Genomic DNA, 20413 nt, shown 5'->3' on the forward strand with positions numbered 1-20413 from the left:
GCATTCCGCTTTCCTCAATACGCCACTTTGAACGTCGGCGAGTCCTCCGGCCGGGTCTGGCGCCGGTCGTAGATGCGAGTCGTCTGGATGTTGGCGTGGCCCAGCCATTCCTGGACCTTGGCGATATCGGCGCCATGTTCGAGGGCATTGGTGGCGGCGGTGGCGCGCATGGCGTGCGGGCCGAACAGCGGCAGATCGGTGAACCCGAGCGGCCGACCGTAGTGCAGCACCACATTGCTGTAGACGCCTTTGTCGCTCAGCCGACCATCGTCCCGCGCATTGCGCAGCGCCCGGAACAGCGCCCTCCCCTTGTCGCCGGCATGACCGGCCAGCGCCAGATAGTCCTCGACCCGAGCGGCGGCGGAAGGATGCAGCGGTACATAGCGCAGCGTGCCGCCCTTGCCCTGGATGCGTAGATGCTTGACGCCGCGGCGCTCCTGCAGATCACCGACATCCAGCGCGCACAGCTCAGCGCGACGCACGCCGTGATAAAGCAGCACCGCGAGAATCGCCCGATCACGTTTGCCCTTCGGCGTGGCCGCATCCGGCGCATCGAGCAGCTGGCGCGCCTGGCTATCGGCCAGTGCCGGTGTCTTGCCCTCGTAGGTGTCGACCGCCGGCCGCTTCACCCCTTTGACTGGGTTATGGGTCACCGCCTGCCGATCGCACAGGTACTCGTATAAAGAGGAGAGCGCGGCGAGCTTGCGGCGAATGCTGGCGCCATGCAGCCCACGCTGTTCCAACGATTCACGCCAGGCCAGCACATGCGCCCGGGTCACGCCGCGGAACTGTTCCGGCGACGCGATGCCGACAAAGGCCATGAATTCCTTCAGATCGCCCTGGTAGGCACGCCGCGTCCGCGGGTTGTCCAGGTTGGCGAACCATTCGAGTTCCGCCGGCACCGCCGTCAGCTGCTGAAAGCGCGCCTCGCCCAGCAGCGAGACCGCCCCACCCTCCCCGCCCACGACCAGTTCCGTCCCCTGCCCCATCGCCCCACTCCTGCGTTGTTCTTATGCCGATAACATATTTTATCGCTATATTTAGGCAGCTGCATGCAAAAATTTGGGCTACCCCGGACGGTAACCCCATAGATGTCGATTGTCAGTCCGAAAACGACACCAGAACTCGCAGGAAAGATCCTACAAGGTGGGTGTCCCAGTCTCCTCTGAACATGACAAGCAGCAGGCACGCCAGTGCGGCCAGTAATCGGATCATGGGACTTCCACTCGAAAGGCAATACGGGATGCAGGCAGCACCACCAACTCAGTCGAAGTGACCCAAATGGAGCGGGCTGCACGGCAGGATGCGGACGCTAGATCTTTAGGTTACACATGCCAACAACTGCGCCTAGAGTGACATCGAACGTAACCTGTGCTTGGGTGATTGCGCTAGCGCACAGAGTGCGGCCCACCCGCAGACAGTGTTGATCGACCAATTCGTTTGCCGCGAATGCCCGCCATGCCGCTGTCCAGGACGGCCGCGCTGGCCGTCATCCACCAGCGAGGGCCTGGGTGGAAGAAGCCTGATACCGCGTACGATGTGAACCCCATTCAGCCGGGCCAGACACCTGCCCGTTGCCAGCGGCCCTTGCACGATGCGCAGCGGCCACAGCAGAGGCAGCGCGCAACGCCGTCAGCCTCTCGCGGTCTCACTGGCCACTGTCAGACGGGCACAGCCAGCGTGGCCCGGGGGTTTGCGGGGACCTCGAGCGCAAAGCGGATCCCCGCGTCGCCTTTGTGTTGCCCAAGCGACTTGTCCGCGCAGGCGAAGGCTACCGACGGCGAGGCGACCAAGGCATGGGGAAAGCCGATTCGCGACAAGCCGTGAAAACCGCACGATAAAGCCGCGCGGCTTCCATCCCACCCGAGAACCCACCTTACGCGTTCGTCGCTTGTCTTTCATCGATCATCCTCGATTTCTCTGGAATGCACCTATCGAGGTGTCCGAAACTATTAGACCAGCACAAAGCTCCTGATCCTCGCGACCAATCCCCACAGGCGGATTCCACCGCCGGCGAAGCGCCAAGGCCAGGTCGAGCCCAATCCGCGGTAAACGGTGGAATCCGCACGATAGAGCCGTGCGGGTTCCACCCTACCCGAGAACCCACCTTACGCGTTTGCGATGGCTGCTGGTTCAATGCGGCCAGTCGGTTGTGCAAAACTGCAGGTCGCGCGACGACGCGATCTCCAAGTTCGCCATGCGGCTGCTGGACGACAAGCACAAGAAGCACAACACCGTGGTGGTCGCCGTAGCCAACCACCTGGCCCGCCATGGCGCACTCAGCAGTATGAGTCGTGTGGGGAACTGCTGGGACAACGCGGTGGCCGAACGCTTCTTCCTGAACCTCAAGATGGAGCGCGTCTGGCAGCGCGACTACGCCAACGCCGCCGAAGCAGAGCGCGACGTCAGCGACTACATCGTCAATTTCTACAATGATCGACGGCTCAGCTCCAGGCTAAACAACCAGTCGCCCAACGTTTTTGAACAGCGTCAGGCGGCATAAAACGAACCTATCGGCGTGTCCGAAATAACTTGACCACCACACAACATCAAAACCGCCCGTCAGCAGGGATTTGACGGAGGCGTCCATACGTGTCCATTGTTGTTGCTACGCGGATCATCCTTATTGACGAGCATCGGAAAGAGTCAGCCGAAGCCGGCAACCGGCCGCATTATCAAGCTCTGTTTCTAAATTGTCCGCAAAATAGAACAAATATTCTCCAGACTCGTCAAACACCATCACCGCGTCCGGATTTCCATTCGTCCATTCCGTACCCTTAAGAAGGCCTACCTGGAAGCCAAAAGTATTGGGCTCGGACAATTCCAGAGTGGGATTATTTTGGCCAGGTACTTGCAAGTAAATATCACGCCCTTCATGGGAAACCATTGCATATTTCGCAGCGGGGATCGGCACCGATATGCTTACCCACATTTCCGGGTCATGATAAATAGTCCGCGCGGGCTCTTCGCAGGCGGTGATGTTAGTTCGCTTGACCGTCGTCTCGGCGGTGCAAGCAACGCTGACAGCAGCCAAAGCAAACGGCAATAATACGCTTCTCATGTTCACTCCTGTTAGAACTGCAAATGCCAATGGGGGGGGCTTGTCTCCAACAAAACAGACGACGCCGTTGCCTCAGCCGCAGTTCGAAATGCCTTTTTCTGATCATCAGTCATATCTCTACTACGAACGTCGACTGCTCCTGATTTTAAGTGCTTTGATATAAAGGTGCCCGCATCAATTTGACTCTGTATTTTGGCCGTCATCTGACTAACGCCAGTCGCCCGATCACTACCGGCATCAATTGCAGCCTTGTAAACGTCGTAGATTTCTTGTGCCGAATCGGTATCACGGTAAAGATTAACTTCGCCTTCGCCACCTGCCTGAAATTTATCATACATCGCTCCTGCCTGGCTTTCCGCTGTTCGTGTACCCGATGTAACAACAATCTCGCTTGACGTTGCAGCGTAGTACGCATCAGCAATTGTCGATAGACTACCTTCAATATCGGACGTCAGAGCAACGCCTGCTGCTACTGAATAACGCTTTACCGCGGCAGTCCCGTGGTTAAAAGCCCACTGGAATGCCGCAGTCTGGGCTCCATTGGCAAACTTTCCGCCGGCCATCTTCGACGCGGTTCCACCCACGATTACTCCCGTAATAAATCGACGAGAAGATGAGTTGCCAGCGGCGCGCATCACGGCGGGGCTAACCGCCTCGCCAAAACCGGCGCTCGCGAAGCTATGCCCGAATTTGCCGCCCTGGAGCATCCCCATTACGCCGCCAGCGGTTGCATGCGCGGCAATCTTTGCGCCGAACTGACCGGCAGTAAGACCGGTCCCACGAACGGCCCCCTGCACTGGCCCTTGAGCCATGTTTGTTTCTGCGATTCCGTCGAAGTGTGCGCCAATTCCATGAAACATGCCTGCACTGAACCCGCCGATCAGGGCGCCCTTCAGTGACCCGGATTGCACTGCGCCAGCGGCCATACCTGCCAGAATTTTGGCGGCAAGTGTCTTGATGCCGAAGTTCGAGGTCAGCATTCCAGGCATGTAGAAGCTGATCGCAATACTCGCCACCGTGCGCCAGTTATCCGACAACCATGAGTACCCGGATGGGTCCACATAATTCATCGGGTTGTTGATCACATAGCTGTAGCGGTTGAAGCTCTGGGTGTTGTTGGGCGCCTGTACCAGCGGGTCGGCGGACAGGAAGCGGCCGATGCGCGGATCGTAGACACGGCCGCCCATGTGAATCAGGTTGGCCTGATCAATGTGCTCGTGTCCGGTGTAACCCTTGCGGCTGTTGCTGGAGTTGAAGGCGGCGATCTGCGCCTGGGAGTATCCATCCCAGGTGCTTTCGTTACGGCGTTCGCCCCAGACATCAAAGCTCATGCGCTGAACGATGGTGCCGTTGCGGTCGGTCAGCACGTCGAGCGATCCGAGCTTCTCTTCAAAGCGATAGTGGCGGGTACTGCTGCGCACCACGGTGCCGCTCTGGCGCTCGCTGCTCAGCGTGATCACCAGATAGTTGGCGAGGTGGCGCTTGTACTCTCGGCGATCGGTCGTGGTGCCCTGATCGGGTCGGTAGTAGACCTCCGTAGCGCCGACGTAGTCGACTTCCGTATCGGTGGACGTTGCATTCGGGCCATCGAAGCGCTTGACGATCTCGCGACCGGGACCGTACTGGTAGCGGGTCAGCCTGCCGTTGGGACCGGTGGTGCGCACTGACAAGGGCTTGTCGTGCACGGCGTACTCGATCAAACGCTGATCTGCCGCTGTAGAGTTGGGATTGCCATCGCCAGCGCTGATCTGATTGCCGTTCTGGTCATAGCAATACACGGTGCTACCGCTGGCGGTGGTCACCCGGGTGACCATGTTGGGGCCTACCGTGGCACGCGGGCAGCTATGGACGACGCCGCTGTAGTTGCTGCTGCGGAATCCCAGATCCGCCTTGCTCATGAAATTGCCCAGTTGGTCATAGGCAAAGTTTCGGGCGACGGGATTCTGTCCGTTCAGCGTCACCGTGGCCGAGGTCAATCGATTGAGGTTGTCGTAGCCGAAAGCCTCTTTCAAGCCGGTGCGGCGGTCTTCCCGGAACTGCAGGTTTCCGAGTACATCGTAGCCGTTGGACGGGTTGTCGCGACCGTAGTCCAGATTCTGGATGGACCCACCCGGACCACTGAGCATGCCGGTCAGGCGACCGGTGGCGGCATCGAAGTACAGGGTACGCGCCAACGCTGCACTGCCACCACGGCGATCTTCAATCACCTGGCCACGAGCGTTGGTCTGAAGCACCTCATAAAACACGTCGCTGGGGAGCTGGGCGTTAACGATGCTCTGCTGATAGCCCTGGGCGTTGTAGTTGTACTGCACGCCTACCTTGCGATCGACGGTGGCGCTGACCGCATTGACGTCTCCGCGCACAAACACCATGTCCAGGCTCTGGAACAAGCGGCTGTGCTGGTCATAGCTCTGTTCCTGACGGTACGCACGCGTACCAATCTGCGTGACCGTGCCCACAGGACGCTTCAGTGAGTCGTACTCGAGACTGCGCGAGGTTCGAGTGATTGCGCCGACCTTTTCCGATTCGGAATTCAGCAATCCATATTGCTGCGAGCCCAGATCAAACTGCCACTGACTGCGGCTCTCCTCGTTGCCGGTGCAGGTTGCCGACCGAGTGTCGACGCGCTCAACCAGACGGCCGCGCACATCATAGCGAGAGGTCACGCACTGTCCATTGGCGTTGAGCTCGGCGATCGCTTCGCCAGCGGCGTTGTAGAGGTAGCTCCAGGTACCCATGTCCGGGTCAGTGAGACTGGTTCTACGGCCCAGGTTGTCGAATACCGCAGTCGTGACGATCGTCTGCCCGGCGCTGTCACCGTCTGTGGGCTGCCGGGTCACCTTGGCGAGATTGCCGTGGGCGTCGTGATCGAAGTAGGTTGCGAAGCCATTGGCATCAATGATCCACAGCAGATCGCCGAGAACGGAGGTGTTCTCGAAAGTGGACTGGTTCTTGGCATTGGTCACGCGCTTGGCAAAGCACCTGGAAACGCTGTCTTGAAAGGCACAATTGCGTGTGTAGTACAGCGTGCTGGTGCGAACCGGTCGAGAAGGCGTGTCGTCTGGATGGATCTCCAGAGTGGCGCGTCCGAGAATGTCGTACTGCACCTGGGTACACGGCACGCTTCCGCACAAACGCCGATCGGCGCCACTGCTGAAGTAGGGTTCGCTGGCCTGAATACTGCGACCGAGCCGATCATAACCCGTAGCAACAGCACTCCACTGACCGGCGGCATAGGCTTGCGTCTCGGACAGGATCTGGCGGCCGAGTTGATCGAAATAGGTGCGGCTTGTCGGGGCACCGCTGCGCGTGTTCTCCACTCGGTATACCGCACCTGCAGGGCAAACCACGGTAGAGACCGGCACACTGCCAGTGGGCTGGACGCACCAGTCGTAGCGGCTGAAATCCGAGACACCGCTGCCGACCACGTAGGTGTGATACTGCCGGCCTAGTGCAGTGTGCTGGGCGCGGGTAACAATGTCGTTAGCATCCCTGGTGCGGGTGGGCTCGCCGTAAAGGTTGCGCTCCAGGACCGTCAGAGCCGCGACGGCGCTAGCGGGACTGTTGGCACTGGACCCAGAATCAAACGGCGAGATGCTGGCATCGACAAAACGACGTGTGGCGTCGTAGACCGAGGCCTCATAGCGTCGGATGTGATAGGGGTTGAGTGGATCGGCAATCACCGATGCCGGTATCTTGGTACCTGATTGATCCATCCAGTTGGTGCACTGGCTGTCGCTAAAATGCGCACTGCAGGTGACCTTGGCGATCGCGACACCGTAACCATCGCGAATGGTGTGCACGTTGAGACGCTCGGTGTCGAAATTGCCATTCGGCTGAATGCGCTCCACCTTGACTGCACCGTAGCTTTCATATTCGAAATGGGTCTCTCGAGTCATGAGAGCGCCGTTGCGGGTGGTAGTGACCTTGGACGTTCCGAGGAGCCCTGGCACCCAGGTCACGCCAAGCGAACCTGGCACATAGGAAAAGTTGCTCTGGGCCCGCTGGCGTACCACATAGAGCATGTCGCGAATGATGGCGCTCGAGCCCAGCAGGTTTCCGTTCCCGTCATAGCCTGGTTGGTTCACTCCCTCTGAATCCAGGCCCTCAAAAACCGTCTCCTCGTACTTGAGCTCAGGTGAGGCAGTCAGGTTGTCGCTGCGCAGATCCGTGGTCGTCTTATTCGAAGCCCGTTGATAGATAAAGACGCTAGCCGGCGCGATTGGCAGCGTACCCGGCGACGATGACAAGGTGCTGAGCCCGGTACGAGCCCGGAACGTCCATTCGTCTACGGTCTTGGACATTTCGACGGCGCTCGAGGGAAGCGCGGCATCACAAACGAGCCTTGGGTCGCCTTGTCCACTGCCGTTCACGCAATAAGGTGCGCGCACAAAGCAACTTGACAGGTCACCGTTGGCGCTGACCGTGGGCCCGCCGCCGCAAGCGGAGAAGCTGGGCACCGAAGTGCCGAGATAGCGCGAGTAGGTGGCCTTGGCGCGGCCGGTCAGCGGCCATGCCTGCAGATACTCGGTCTGCGTCTCAATATTGGTCTGCAGATCCAGCGACCACACCGAACGCATGCCCAGTGATCCGCGGCCGCCACCCTGGGCCTTGGCACCGGCGTAGCGATAGGCGACACGTACCCAGGGGTCGGCTGGGCTTTCAATATTGGGCGCGCTGCTGGACACAAACTGCACTACATACTGCGGCCCCTGGACGTCAAACAAGGGCGCCCCTCGACCGACACCGGTCACGAATGGAGCGTTATAGTCACGCTTGTAGACTGTCGAGAACCCCAAGGGCGCGTAGCGAACTTCGGTTTGTGCGCCAAGACCGGTAGTGATCCGCGTCACCGCATCGCGTGGCTGCCACCGCGTGCTGCGGCGCGTTACCCGGTAACACTGCCCTGGCGTGGTGCATGTAGAACTGGTCGGGCGATCTGATCCCCAAACGTCGATCTGCCCATCGCCATCGAGGTCAGCCATTCCACTGATCCAATCCTGACCGAATGCAGTTAGATTATCCGGACACAGTGGGCTTCCGGAGAAGCCAGATTCGCTTCCCAGTTTCACCGCATAACGCTGGTTGGTTGAGCTTCCCCCGGCACAGATCTGATCGGCACCACCCTCCTGTCCGACCCAGAAATCGAGACGGCCATCACCGTTGAAATCCTGAAGGACGATGGTTTCACTGTTGTCTACTCGAGGACAGACGGACGCATTGCCGATCACATCTCCAGTTTCCAATGCACAACGGGCCGGCTGAAACCCGTCGCCACGATTCAGCTGCAAATACCATTCATCAGAGTTCTTCTTCTCGTAAACGACATCGGCGAGCCCGTCACCATTGATATCCGCTACACGGAAATTCTCATCAGCTCCCGACACGATGGCACCGGCGCCGTTGTGCTTCCATTGCTGATAGAGGCGAAAGGCCTCGGCCCCAGTGCCGTCGAGACCAGAATGTGTCAGGAGCACCCAGTATTCGTTGTTGCTGTTGTCGGCATCGTCACCTTTCGGTGGCACGTCGCCGTCTGCCCTTTCCATCAGGGGAATGGACTCATAGGCAACCACACCGTAGTCCGCGGAGGTAGAGGCAACAACTGCGGACCGCGATACGTTGTCAAGGCAAGCACTCGAACAGCTGACCGAGAGACGCAGGTCGGCACGCCCGTCGCCGTTGGCATCGAATGCCTCATAGCGTTCCACGTCCTGACCACGAAGTGTGATTTGGACTCCGCCGGGAAGATCAAAAGCGACGGTTCGCGGTGGGCCAAACTCATAAGGACAGGGCGCAGAGCTGATTGACGTATTGCACAAGGTGCCCTGCGTCGCGCGTACACCGAAGCGGATCTGCAACTTCACTTGCCCGCTGATCAAGGCCGGGGCTATGAAATCCACCAAACCATCGCCATCGAAGTCGGCAATCTGGGAGTCGGTGACCGCTTCCGCTTCACCCTCGCTGGTTGCAGTGAACGGAATCTGAGCAGTCAGAGGCGTGGTGCTGAAGCTGCTGCCGTTGGAAAGGAAGATTCGCCACTGCCCGCTGTAGGTGCTGGTGAACTGCGCCAACATCAGGTCATCACGACCATCCTGATTGTAGTCAAAGATCTGCCAACTACGTTCGCGATCAGCGTTGCGGTCGTCGACCTGAAGGCCCGTGGAAATGACGCTAAAACTGATGCCCGAGGCGCTGATCTGGGCTCGCGCAATCTTGAGGTCCAGCAGTGACTGGTTGCTTCCGGTTGCAAACACAATCTCAGGACGACCATCGCCATCGATGTCGCCGTATTTGAAGTTGTTCAGATTCTCGAAAGTGAACGCACTGCCGAACGAATACGGCGCGAAGTCATTGTTGGTGGTCGACCAATCGAACACCGTAGGCGGATTGCTGACGCCGGCGCCGTTATTCTCCGTAATTGACTTGAGCCGGGGACGACCTGAGCCGACACCCAAGTCCGTTGGCCAGTAATCAAGGTCATAGCGTCGCGCCAGTTGGCCATCCGCATTGAACGATTGCACGCCGATCAGCATCTGCGAAGAACGCATTCTTGCCCCACCCATGTAGCTGACCGAGGGATTCGGTCGCGCCATGTAATAGAAGCGAAGCGCAGCAGTCGGCCGCACGCCAAGGTCTGATCCCGAGTACAGAACCTGACGCAGCAAGGCCTCGCCGCTGCTCTGGTCGGTCTCGTAGGCAAATTCGATAGCGCCACGCATCGGGTCGCGACTGCGGATCTTCGACAACATCCACGACATGACTTCGGTGCCCGCAACCCAACTGCCATTCTCGAACTTGTTGCGGTACACACGCCCGTTGCAGGTGGCGGTCAGTCCGGCGACACCCGCTGGCGGGGCAACACATGCGACCTCGGCAGGCGAGAACTGGGTGGGGTAGTTGCCGTTGGGATATCCGTAGATGCGCTCAGTGCCATCCTTCGAAAACACCTTCCAATACGCGGGACCACCCGTAACGTCACTGCGGTTGTAGGCAATCGCGTTGGCCAAGCTATCAATCTCAGTCCGGTACGCAGTCCCGCCATCAAGCGCTCCCATCGGAATCAGTCGCTGACCGTCCAGGCAATAAGCATCCTGATCGTTGAACAACACATTGGTCTGCGCGTTGGCAGCCGCTAGACTGTCGCCATTCTCTGTCGTCTTGCGACAACGCGTGATGGCAGATCCAACGCTGAGGTTGAAGCCCACGCCAAGCAACCCGTCGCCGCCCGCACTGGAGTACTCAAGCGAGGCTTCCGGCGCCACGCCTCCAGTTGCCGGCGCGATGTATATCGGGATTCGATAGGTGGCGTTGCCACCTTCGTTGACCCGGAACTCGCCACCGGTGCTACCCACTTCAACCGAGCCCGCTGGCGACGCCAGGTCCACGACATTGGTGGGTGTTGGCGGTGTTGCAACCGCAGTGTCCAGCCAATCCTCGCCTGTCGGCGTTGAACTCGTGGCGACAACACTCGGTGATACGGCCAGATTCGCTGCTGTAGCGCTATCGGTCTGCTTCAGTTCGTAGACGTAGCTTCCGGCAACAGTCAGGGTGTCGGTGTAGTTGCCGATGGCGCTCTCGACTGGCAACTTTACCGAGCCACCGGGGCCATCAGTCCGGCGACGGTAGGCGCGAGCGGTGGTGTTGACGTTGGTGGACCAGTTGACCTGCACATTGCAAGGCGATGCACCGAGCGTGCAACTGGTGCGGTCGACGGTGATCTGGCTGGGAGGCAGCTGACCATTGATGACCACTTCGGCACTGTTTGCCAACACCTGCAGGCCAGAAACCCCGGGGATCGCCAAGTAGTAGCGATAGCGTCCCGGCGCGACAAAAGACTCTGTACTGCTGCCGACACCTGCTGCGGGATTATCCAACATGGTCCACTGGTTCGTTGCGAGGTCAACGCGATAGGCACGTGCCTCTGCAAGAGGGCCGGTCCAGCTGATCAGAATCTCGCAGGGGCCAGTGGAGAGCGTGCAAATCTGTCGATTGGCGACGATTTCGTTGGTACGCGCGATCTTGTTGATGTTCGCGAATGCCGTAACACCTGATGAAATTTCGCGGCGATGCCAATTCAGTGTCACATTACTATTCAGATGGCTGACATCGACTTTTGCCTGACCGGTCGCACCATTGGCATCAAATATCCTGGACAACCGACCGACATCGACAAGATTCAGGCAACCCGCACCCGAACAGGGGGTGATCGGGACGCTGTTATTGAACGGTGATCGCGTATAATAAACAGGAATGTCGGAAGCGCTCGCCGTAGGATCGGCCAGCGTGCTCACAACCCAGCGTGGTTGACCAGCCGTATCGTAGATATTGAGTGTCTGCGCTTCGCGTAGCGCCGATCCTGGCAGCGATGCCATGTAAACGGAGAATCCGAAACCGTCTACCCCGCTTTCCTGCCACGATCCCGTGTAGGCCTGATTGACGTTAGTAGATCGCGCAGCTACTTGGCGGGAATATTCGGATATGCACTCATCGTAGTAGGTTTGCGCTGGGGCTTCGTTCCAACTCCATCGGAGGGACGCGCGGGTCGCGTCGTCCGGCACAAAGCTGAGCGCCACCTGGCCAACGCTGGTCGATGATGCCGACTGCGTCGCAGAATTCCATATGAATTTCCGCAGAGCCCCTGTAGCACGCTTGACGGTCAAGCCTGACTCGACCGTGGTCTCGATCTGCATGACCGGCGCAACCAACCATGTCGGCTCGCCATTGCTGCCGAAGGTAGACCAGGTGGCGGTCACGGTGCCGTGGGGATTGGTGCCTTCAGGCTCGGTGAACAACAGATCCCAGCCGGTAGAGTCGCGCTGAGAGTTCCACCAGCGACCGCTGATGCCGGGGGTTGTTCCTGGGGATACCGGCACACTGGAGTTTCTGCAGGCTAGCGCCGGCTGAAAACCGATCGATCCGCCAGGCGGGGGAGTTCCGTTGCCGACCGTAATCGACGCGGTTGAGTAATACGATACACCGCTAGTTCGATGTTGAATCTGAAACTGCCAGACACCTGCGGTCAGCGCCGCGAGGAAGTTGCTACCGGTTTGAGCATTGCTCAAAACGGTTGTTTGCGCCGGGTTGGTATCGGTACGTACCTTGACGATAGAGACCCACGTGTAATTGGTACTCCAAGCGAGTGTTTTCAGGCAACTGGTTTGCCCACTGCCGATGGTGCAATTGCCCGACGGAGTTACAGAGAGGAAGGCAAAGTTTGCTGACGTTTGCGCCCCATTCAGGACTTGCACCGCACCGTTCTGTGCCAATGCCAGCCGCTGGTCGACTTCTGCCGAACTCAGCTCAAGACTGAGGACAGTTTCTGGCGTTTGCGATAGAGAAGGTGGCGTCAAGACGCCAGCCGGCCGCGCTGCTGAGATGCAACCCGAATGGGCGCAGATCGCCGAGGGCACGCCGCCAGGATAGTTTGAGTAGCGGTACTCGAGTCCGACCGGACTCCCCGAGGAAACACCCTGGGGACGGACGCCCACGGTCCAGACTGGCGCGCCTGCGGTGTCGAAACCAAGTACGGTGTATCGGTTTCCAGTCCAGCCTGCTTCGTCGAGCGAAGTTCCCATCAGCTCGAATTTCTGCGAGCTCGGGTCGATCCATCTCTGCGCACGCCATTGGGAACCACGCGCTTCGCCGAAAGCATCAACCAGGCACTCATCTATCGGAGGCAGCGATCCGTCGTTCAAGCCCCAGCGAATGGCGAGCTTTCCAGGTTCATCCTGCAAGAAGCGTATGGATACCGCTCCGACATCTACCGCGGCGGCGCGCTGATCGGTTCGCGGATCCAGGCTCACGCGCTGGATGGCGCTTCGCCAAGTCTGTGTCAGCGGGTCCATCTGGGCGACTGACGAGCGATACCAAACTGGCCGGCGAGCAGCGTCGTAGGTGTACCAGGTCACCGACAGGGATCCCTGCTCGTCATCACGATGCAAGTCCCAGCCTGTTCCAAATCGTTCAGGATTTCGCCACGCACCAGGAAGGGCATCCCGAATCGTATAAGCGGCGTCAGGCCTCGGTCCGGAACAGATCGTTGGCACCGGGGCGCCAATGTTCGACGCGGTGTAGCGTCCAACGCTGGCGACAGGGGCCTGTTCGGCGGCAAATGCTGGTGCGAACGCACCTACAAGCAGAAACACCATCGAAATCTTGAGTAGAGCGTATCGGAGCATGAGCGGCCAAATGTCACAAAGTGATTCGGAGCACGCTTGATAGCGACATTGTGTTGCGTTTGCAACCGAGTGCCTCGCGATTGCGAGCCACAGGATGTCGTGAATGTGACGTGGAGAGCCACCAAACATTGATGCTCAGGCAATGCTGGCCATCCAAACGCATTACAATTTGGCAAACGATGGCGTCTTGGCGGCGGCGACCAAGTCTTGGGTTTAGCCCGCTGAGGCTGGACCGAGCACGTGAAGACCGGCGCGACGTGCTGACTACTCCACCGGGTCTCGCCGTCGCAGCAGCTGGCGGGCCGATTGCCGGCATCGAGCACAGCTTTGCTTTGTCAGCATGAGCTATACCCCAACCAGACGTCAGGCAATGATCGTCAAGGCGTCAGATTAGAGTCGCATTTGGCTTTGATTGACATCCTGACCAGAGGATCTCAGAGTTCACCCTGACACTTCGTCTGGGGGAAGCCATTCTTGAACGGTCAACGCATCGGCTACGTCCGGGTCAGCAGCTTCGATCAGAATGCGGATCGACAACTAGATCAAGTTGCCGTCGATCGGCTGTTCACCGACAAGGCCTCAGGCAAGGACACGCAGCGTCCGGAGCTCGACGCATTGCTCGACTTCGTGCGCGAGGGCGATACCGTCGTCGTGCACAGCATGGATCGTCTGGCGCGCAACCTTGATGACTTGCGTCGCGTCGTGCAACGGCTGACCAAACGCGGCGTGCGCATCGAATTCATCAAGGAGAGCCTGACCTTCACCGGCGAAGACTCGCCAATGGCGAATCTGATGCTGTCGGTCATGGGCGCGTTTGCCGAGTTTGAGCGGGCGCTGATCCGCGAACGGCAACGCGAAGGAATCGCCCTCGCCAAGCAGCGCGGCGCCTACCGCGGTCGCAAGAAGTCGTTGCTGCCGGAACGAGCTGCGGAGCTGCGCCGGCGCGTTGGGGCCGGTGAGGCGAAGTCTCATCTGGCGCGCGAATTTGGTATGGGCGCTGATCGAGTCCGGTCATTCGGACCATCGAAGCGCTCGGCGAGCCTGCGACTACATGGCTGAGTGCCGTCCCCAGGACTCAAGCCTGTTCAGGCAGTGACGGCACGTGGGCATTGTCAGGTTCTGGCCGGAAAGGGCGTATCCAGGGTCCTCGCAGCCAAAGAAGATTCGCCATGCTCTGCAGAAGGCCAGTGTCACCGCTGTTCCTGTCCCGTCTCTGCGCTTTCCTCATCGCCGCCGCAGCGGTGCCTGCGCAGGCACAACGCATTGTCTTGGAGGCCACCAACCCGGGCCCGATCACCGGCACCGGTCGTGACCTGAGCTTTGACCTGGCGGCAGTGACGGGCGAGATTCGTGCGGCAAGGTTGGAGATGCAGATCAACTACAGCAATGCCGGCGAGCTTGATTTTGCATTGGTCGATGGATCAGGCGCCGTGCAGCTGCCACTGAGCCCAGTCGGCGGCGTGTCCAGCAGCGCCAATATCGGCATGGCGGGTCGTTATGTGATCAGCGATTCCGCTGTCACCACCTGGGGCATCAGCAGTGTTGGCCGGCCCCTGGTACCTGCCACAGCAGTGCGTGCCTATCAGTTCGGCAACCAGGGACTGTGTCTGAATCTGCTGGCGCGCTATCTGGAGTTTGACAGCAACCGCGCTGCGCCACTTACGCTCAGGGTTGGGCGCACGGTTTCGGCCAATCCGGGCTCGGGTGCCATCGTCAACGCGCAATTGGTGATCGACACCGATCGCAGCGCAGAGATCTTTGCCAGCGGCCTTGAGGAACCCGCTACGCCGATCCCGCGCTGCACGCCACCAGCGCTCAATGTGGTGCTCAACGACCAGATCGAGTCGATGTCCAGAAGTACTCTGACCGTCGTGAACAGCTCTGGCAATGCTGCGCCACTGCGCTGGTATGTTCGCGACTTCATCAATCCGGATGTTGGCCCCATTGAGTTCGGTCTGGGCAGCAATCCGGTCTATGTCGGCAGGTTCGGTGGGCGCTCCAGGCTCAATATCGGTTTCTGGGATGCCTCCACGGGCACCGTGAATTTCACCACGGGTGCCGGCGCACGCTCCATTGCGCTCGCGGGTGATTGGACGATCACGCCACATCGGGTGGTTCCCGGGGACTACGATGGCGACGGCACGACCGATGTTGCGGTGGCCTTTCTGGATGGCCAGTCGCGCTGGCTGGTCCGTATCCGATTCAGCAGCAACGATGCGCTGCGGGATCTTCTGGTCGATCCACGATTGTTGGCAGGCACCGGCTTCAGCTCGGCCAATATCGGCTTTGGCGCGGGACAGGACACGGATCTCAACGGCGTCGATGAAATCACGCTCTATGCCGAGGCTACCGGCGGTGTCATGCGACAGGTGCAATATGTGGTCGAGGATCAAGGACTCGCCAGTGCGCTGGTCGCGGCTGCCTGGGGTGAGCTTGGCGATCGCATGGTGCTCGGGCGGTGGACCAACAACAGCGCCGGCAACCAGCTTGGCTTGATGGTGGCCCGCCCGCGTGGCGTTGAAGCCAATATCCGCTGGTTTCTGTTTCCGAACAGCACGCCCACGCAATGGGGCAGTGAGGTCACCGACCAGCCCATGTCGTTCCAATTGGATGGCGACGTCCTGAACGACATCGCCGTGTATCGGCCCGGCGACCGTCGGGTCTATGTGATCGATAGCAGCAGCGGGCAGACCTTGATCCTGGAACCCTTGGGCGCGACGACCGGATTCAACGCCGCCCTGGGCGCAATCCAGGGCACGATCGCGCCCTTGCCACAATGAGTCGGCCACCACGGGCGTTTTCCGCGCCAGAGCACACCCGCAGGCGAAGGGCCAAGTCAGCTTTGCCCGGCAAAGGGCGTATGCAGCGGATCTTCAGCAAGGAACGAGGTCCGTTTGCCGTGAAATCCCTGACATGTCTCTGTCTGCTCTGCGCCGCGAGCAGTCTTTCCGCCGCCAACCTGGTGGTGAGCACGACCGCTGATTCTGGTCCAGGTTCCTTGCGTGCCGCGATCGTGCAAGCCAACAGCACCAGCGAGAGCGATACCATCAGTTTCGCCATTCCCAGCAGCGACTCCGGCTATCAGAGCGCCAGCCAGCACTGGCGGATTGACGTCAGTTCCGCGGCGCTTCCCGCCATTTCCGAGGCCTTGGTCATTGACGGCTACAGCCAACCCGGGGCTGTACCCAACAGCAATACCCCGGATCAGGGCGGCAGCAATGCGCAACTCAAGATCGAGCTGCGCAACACCACGGGGATGGCCATCATCGGCATCGATGGCCTGTCGAACACCTTCATGCTGCCCTTGGTCGTGCGCGGCTTGGCGATCCACAGTTTCTTTGCGCAAATCCAATTGGGCGGCGGCGCCGAGCAGCGGGTCGAAGGGTGCTTTCTGGGCACGACGATCGACGGCAACGCGGATGCCAATCCCGCCAATCTGGGGCAAACCGGCGTGCGCGTGCAAGGCAGTGGCCCGTATCGGATTGGCGGTACGACTCCGGATGCTCGCAATGTGCTCTCGGCAGACGCCTACGGTGTGGCGTTCTTCGCGGTCTCCAATGGAACCCGGATCGAGGGCAATTTGATCGGCACCAACGCCGCCGGTGCGGCTGCCATCAGCCCACGAGCCATTGGAATCAGCCTGAATGCATCGACCCAGGTGCGTATTGGTGGCGCCGACAGCAGCGCCAGGAATGTGATCAGCGGCAATGGCTTTTGGGCTCTGCAAGCCTCCGATGCCAGCGCCACCACGCGTTTCCAGGGCAATTTCGTGGGTACCGACTGGAGCGGCGCACGCGCCATTCCAAACGGACTCAATCCCTTCAGTCCGAGTCAATTGCTAGAGAACATTCGCCTGGATGGCGCTCAATGCGCGCTGCAATTGGGGGGTGTCCTGCCCGGCGAGTCGAATGTGATCGCCTACAGCCCGGTGGCGGGTGTCCGGATCGACTCCTGTACCAATGCTGCGCATCGCAATCGCTTCATTGGCAATGGCGCGATTGCCCTGGACAACGTCAGCGGCGGCGGCGCGTTGGGGCCGACGCCAAATGATCCGGGCGATCCGGACCTGGGCGGCAACGGTTTGCAAAACTACCCACGGCTGACGCTGCCACCGGGATTTCTGCCCGGCGGCGGCAACGCGGTGACGCTGACGTACGACGTCGATTCACTGCCCGCCAATTCGACCTACCCGCTGACGATCGAGTTCTATCGCGGCGCCTGCGGTGGTGGCAGCAGCGGCGTGCTGTTGGGCAGCGACAGCTATGAGGTTGCCGACGCCGGGCTGCCCAAGAGCCTTACGCTGGCCACTGCTGACGGCAGCTCCCTGCTGCCCTTGTTGGCTGTCGCCGTGGACGCAACGGGCCGGGTCAGCGAGTTCAGCCCCATGCTCGGCGACTTGATCTCCGACCACGGTTTCGAAGACGCGAGCTCACCCTTGCCGCCGGGCCGATGTCGCTGAAGACACAGGCGAACCGTGCGCGTGCAAACGAGGTCGCCGCTCGGCGACCGGCAGCGCCACCTTGCCGGTCGATTGCCGTTCAATGGCGCGAAGAATATGGCCCTATCATCGGCCACCATCTTTCGCGAGCACGAATCCAAACGATGCGGCAGCGGCAAACAGGCAGTGCCCCAAGACTGCCCGCTGCAGCTGAAGCAGAGCGTGCGGCCGTCACCGATTGGATTTGTCGCTGGCAGGCGGGCGACGCGGAAGCGCTGGAGCAGTTCTTGCCGCTGGTCTACGATCAACTGCGTCTGGTTGCACGAGCCGAGCTGCGACGGCATCCGGCAGAACTCACGCTGCAAGCCACAGCACTGGTGCACGAGTTGATGCTGCGTTTGCTGCCTGGCAGCGCAAGAATCCAGAACAGCAAGCACTTGTTTGCCACGGCGGCCAAGGCCATGCGACAGATCCTGCTCGACCGGGCACGCGCTCGCAGGCGCGACAAGCGCGGCGGCGGTGCGACGCGAGTGGCACTCACCGAGTTGGCCGGCCTGCCCCTGGCGGAGGATGTCGACATCGAAGCGCTGAGCGAAGCCATGGATGTCCTGGCGCACCTCGATCCGCAAGCGGTCGAACTGCTGGAACTGCGCTTCTTCGTGGGACTCACCATGCGCGATATCGCCCTGCTGCAAGACCGCGATGAACGCACGGTGTATCGAGACTTCGCCTTCGCCAGAGCCTGGCTGGCGCAGCGATTGCGCTAGCGATGCCGACCTACACCCAACTCAAGGCCTTGTTTCAGGCCTGGTGGGATCTGCCGGAGGCCGACCGCGAGGACTGGCTGCAGCATCTCTCGCCGGACGAGCGCTTGCAGCTGGCCCCCTTGGTGAGCGACTGCTCAGGGCCATATCCCTGGGAACGCGCGTTGCCGGAGCCATCTGCGCTGCTGATGCCGGGCGAGTTCGTAGGTCCGTTTCAGATCGTGCGTCTGCTGGGCCAGGGCGGGATGGCAACGGTGTACCTGGCCGAACGCCGCGAGCAGGAACTGGTCCAGCGAGTGGCACTCAAGCTGCTGCAAGGCGGGCTGTTCGCGCCCACCTGGCAGGAGCAATTTCTGCGCGAGCGTGCGTTGCTGGCGCGCCTGCACCATCCGCACATTGCGCGTCTGCTCGATTTTGGTCGGCATGGCGAGTCGCTCTGGTATGCGATGGACTACATCGACGGCCAAGACCTGCTTTCGGCAACCCAGGGCGCCAGTTTGCGACAGAAGCTGGAGGGCTTTCTGGGTTTGCTCGAAGCCCTGGGACTGGCCCATCGCAGCCTGGTGCTGCACCGCGACATCAAGCCCGGCAATGTTCTGGTCGACCGCGAGGGGCGATGGTTCCTGCTCGATTTCGGCATTGCCACTCCGCTCGACCAGGAAGCCGTGGCGCCGGCGCCCGAGGCGAGCCCGATGACCAGGCGCTACGCGAGCCCGGAGCAACTGGCAGGCCAGGCATTGGGGATTGCCAGCGATGTGTACCAGTTGGGATTGCTGTTGACCGAGCTGTGCACGGGCACACTGGCGCGCGCTCCCGAGCAGATCAACGCGCGGGCCCTGTCGCGAGATCTGCGTGCGATCCTGGCGCGGGCACTGGCTCCTGATCCTGCCGAGCGCTACAGCAGCTGTGAGGCGATGAGTCAGGATATCCGGGCCCTGCTCGATGGGCGCCCCGTTTCGGCGCGACGTTACCGAAGCTGGGAGCTGGCCCTTGGCCTGCTGCGACGCCATCCCCTTGCAGGTGCGCTGACCGGCTTGTGCCTGCTGTCGCTGATTGCCGGCGTGACTCTGAGCCAGATGCACGCGCGGCGTGCGCAAGCCAATGCCCACATCCTGATCGAACTGCTGGGCAGCGCAGTGCCGGCCGACTATCTCTCGCAGAAGTCTCCGGCTGCAGCATTTCTGCACCACGCCGCCATGCGGATCAACGACGATTTTGCCGATCAGCCGCAATTGGGCTTTTCCGCCAGCCTGAGCTTGGGCAGCGGCTTGATCAATCTCGGCGAAGATGCGCTGGCCCGCCAGGTGCTGGAACAGGCGGCCCGCTTCGGCCAGCACACCGACCTGACCGATACGGAGCGCTGCACGTTGCAGCGACTGCAGTCGAACGTGGTCACCGACTCGGAGCGGCAGGCATTGCTGGCCAATTTGCTGCAACCGGCAAGTCATGCAAAGTCGGCCTGCTTGAGCGCGCTGGCCACCGTTGCAGATGAGCTCAAGCGCAGCCTGGACCGGGCGACACTGGCCCAGGTCAGCACTGCGCTGGCCGCTGCCTTGAGGCAACTCGACGCGGAGAGAGCGCTGTCGACTGCAGACGCCGAGAACAGCTTCAGGCACTTGGCGAGGCTCTACCTGATGCAAGATCGCAGCCGCGCGGCGTTGCAATCCGCGGAGAAGGCGCAGGAGATTGCGCACACTCATCCAGCAGAGTTCAGTCCGATCCGCCTGGCTGAGACGCGGATGCTGATCGCCGAGGCCGCGTGTGCCAGTGCGCAGTGGCAGCACTGCAAGGACGCCCTGGATCTGGCCGCTCCGGTGATCACAAGACACTATGCCCCCGGCACCACGCCCCAGGCCGACCTCCAGAAGTTGCGCGACACCGTCGATCTGCACCCTTGAGGTGTACGCAAGTCGCTGGTCGCCGCATCTCCACGGGCGCCGTTGTCTGCCATGGCGGCAAGCCCGCCCGGCGT

Annotated in this window: 9 protein-coding genes; 6 read left to right on the forward strand and 3 right to left on the reverse strand. The window is 60.7% G+C overall.

The window, feature by feature from the left end; translation table 11 throughout:
• Nucleotides 1–14: 14 nt before the first annotated feature.
• Complete coding sequence (locus tag H7A19_16655; protein ID MCP5476461.1) at nt 15–989, reverse strand: tyrosine-type recombinase/integrase; 975 nt, start codon at nt 987–989, stop codon at nt 15–17.
• Nucleotides 990–2197: 1208 nt separating this feature from the next.
• Between H7A19_16655 and H7A19_16660 the strand changes: the two genes are divergently transcribed.
• The gene (locus H7A19_16660) at nt 2198–2503 is read left to right on the forward strand and encodes a transposase (protein ID MCP5476462.1); all 306 of its coding nucleotides are present in this window, start codon (nt 2198–2200) and stop codon (nt 2501–2503) included.
• 120 nt (nt 2504–2623) lie between these two features.
• Here the strand turns inward: H7A19_16660 and H7A19_16665 are convergent, their stop codons facing one another.
• Both H7A19_16665 and H7A19_16670 read right to left on the reverse strand, forming a co-directional pair.
• Entirely contained in the window at nt 2624–3061 is a 438-nt protein-coding gene (locus H7A19_16665; protein ID MCP5476463.1) for a hypothetical protein, read from the reverse strand.
• A gap of 11 nt (nt 3062–3072) precedes the next feature.
• Entirely contained in the window at nt 3073–13209 is a 10137-nt protein-coding gene (locus H7A19_16670; GenBank protein ID MCP5476464.1) for a VCBS repeat-containing protein, read from the reverse strand.
• A gap of 504 nt (nt 13210–13713) precedes the next feature.
• Between H7A19_16670 and H7A19_16675 the strand changes: the two genes are divergently transcribed.
• The 5 genes from H7A19_16675 (at nt 13714) to H7A19_16695 (ending at nt 20339) form a co-directional block, all read left to right on the forward strand.
• Nucleotides 13714–14298, forward strand: coding sequence for a recombinase family protein (locus H7A19_16675; protein MCP5476465.1), 585 nt, complete (start codon nt 13714–13716; stop codon nt 14296–14298).
• Between the two features lie 128 nt (nt 14299–14426).
• Nucleotides 14427–16019 (forward strand): hypothetical protein, encoded by a 1593-nt coding sequence (locus H7A19_16680; GenBank protein ID MCP5476466.1) that lies wholly within the window; start codon nt 14427–14429, stop codon nt 16017–16019.
• Nucleotides 16020–16237: 218 nt separating this feature from the next.
• A complete protein-coding gene (locus H7A19_16685) occupies nt 16238–17698 on the forward strand; it encodes a hypothetical protein (protein MCP5476467.1) in 1461 nt (486 codons plus the stop codon).
• 143 nt (nt 17699–17841) lie between these two features.
• Nucleotides 17842–18444 (forward strand): sigma-70 family RNA polymerase sigma factor, encoded by a 603-nt coding sequence (locus tag H7A19_16690; GenBank protein MCP5476468.1) that lies wholly within the window; start codon nt 17842–17844, stop codon nt 18442–18444.
• Nucleotides 18445–18446: 2 nt separating this feature from the next.
• Nucleotides 18447–20339: a serine/threonine protein kinase gene (locus tag H7A19_16695; protein MCP5476469.1), complete on the forward strand. Its 1893-nt coding sequence runs from the start codon at nt 18447–18449 to the stop codon at nt 20337–20339.
• The last annotated feature ends 74 nt before the right edge of the window (nt 20340–20413 follow it).

Source organism: Rhodanobacteraceae bacterium (assembly GCA_024234055.1).
Classification (GTDB): Bacteria; Pseudomonadota; Gammaproteobacteria; order Xanthomonadales; family SZUA-5; genus JADKFD01.

Excerpts from the sequence above, each read along its gene's own strand:
- H7A19_16670 (MCP5476464.1), bottom strand. The coding sequence starts at position 13,209 with ATGGTGTTTCTGCTTGTAGGTGCGTTCGCACCAGCATTTGCCGCCGAA.
- H7A19_16655 (MCP5476461.1), bottom strand. The coding sequence starts at position 989 with ATGGGGCAGGGGACGGAACTGGTCGTGGGCGGGGAGGGTGGGGCGGTC.
- H7A19_16690 (MCP5476468.1), top strand. The coding sequence starts at position 17,842 with ATGCGGCAGCGGCAAACAGGCAGTGCCCCAAGACTGCCCGCTGCAGCT.
- H7A19_16695 (MCP5476469.1), top strand. The coding sequence starts at position 18,447 with ATGCCGACCTACACCCAACTCAAGGCCTTGTTTCAGGCCTGGTGGGAT.
- H7A19_16665 (MCP5476463.1), bottom strand. The coding sequence starts at position 3,061 with ATGAGAAGCGTATTATTGCCGTTTGCTTTGGCTGCTGTCAGCGTTGCT.
- H7A19_16660 (MCP5476462.1), top strand. The coding sequence starts at position 2,198 with ATGCGGCTGCTGGACGACAAGCACAAGAAGCACAACACCGTGGTGGTC.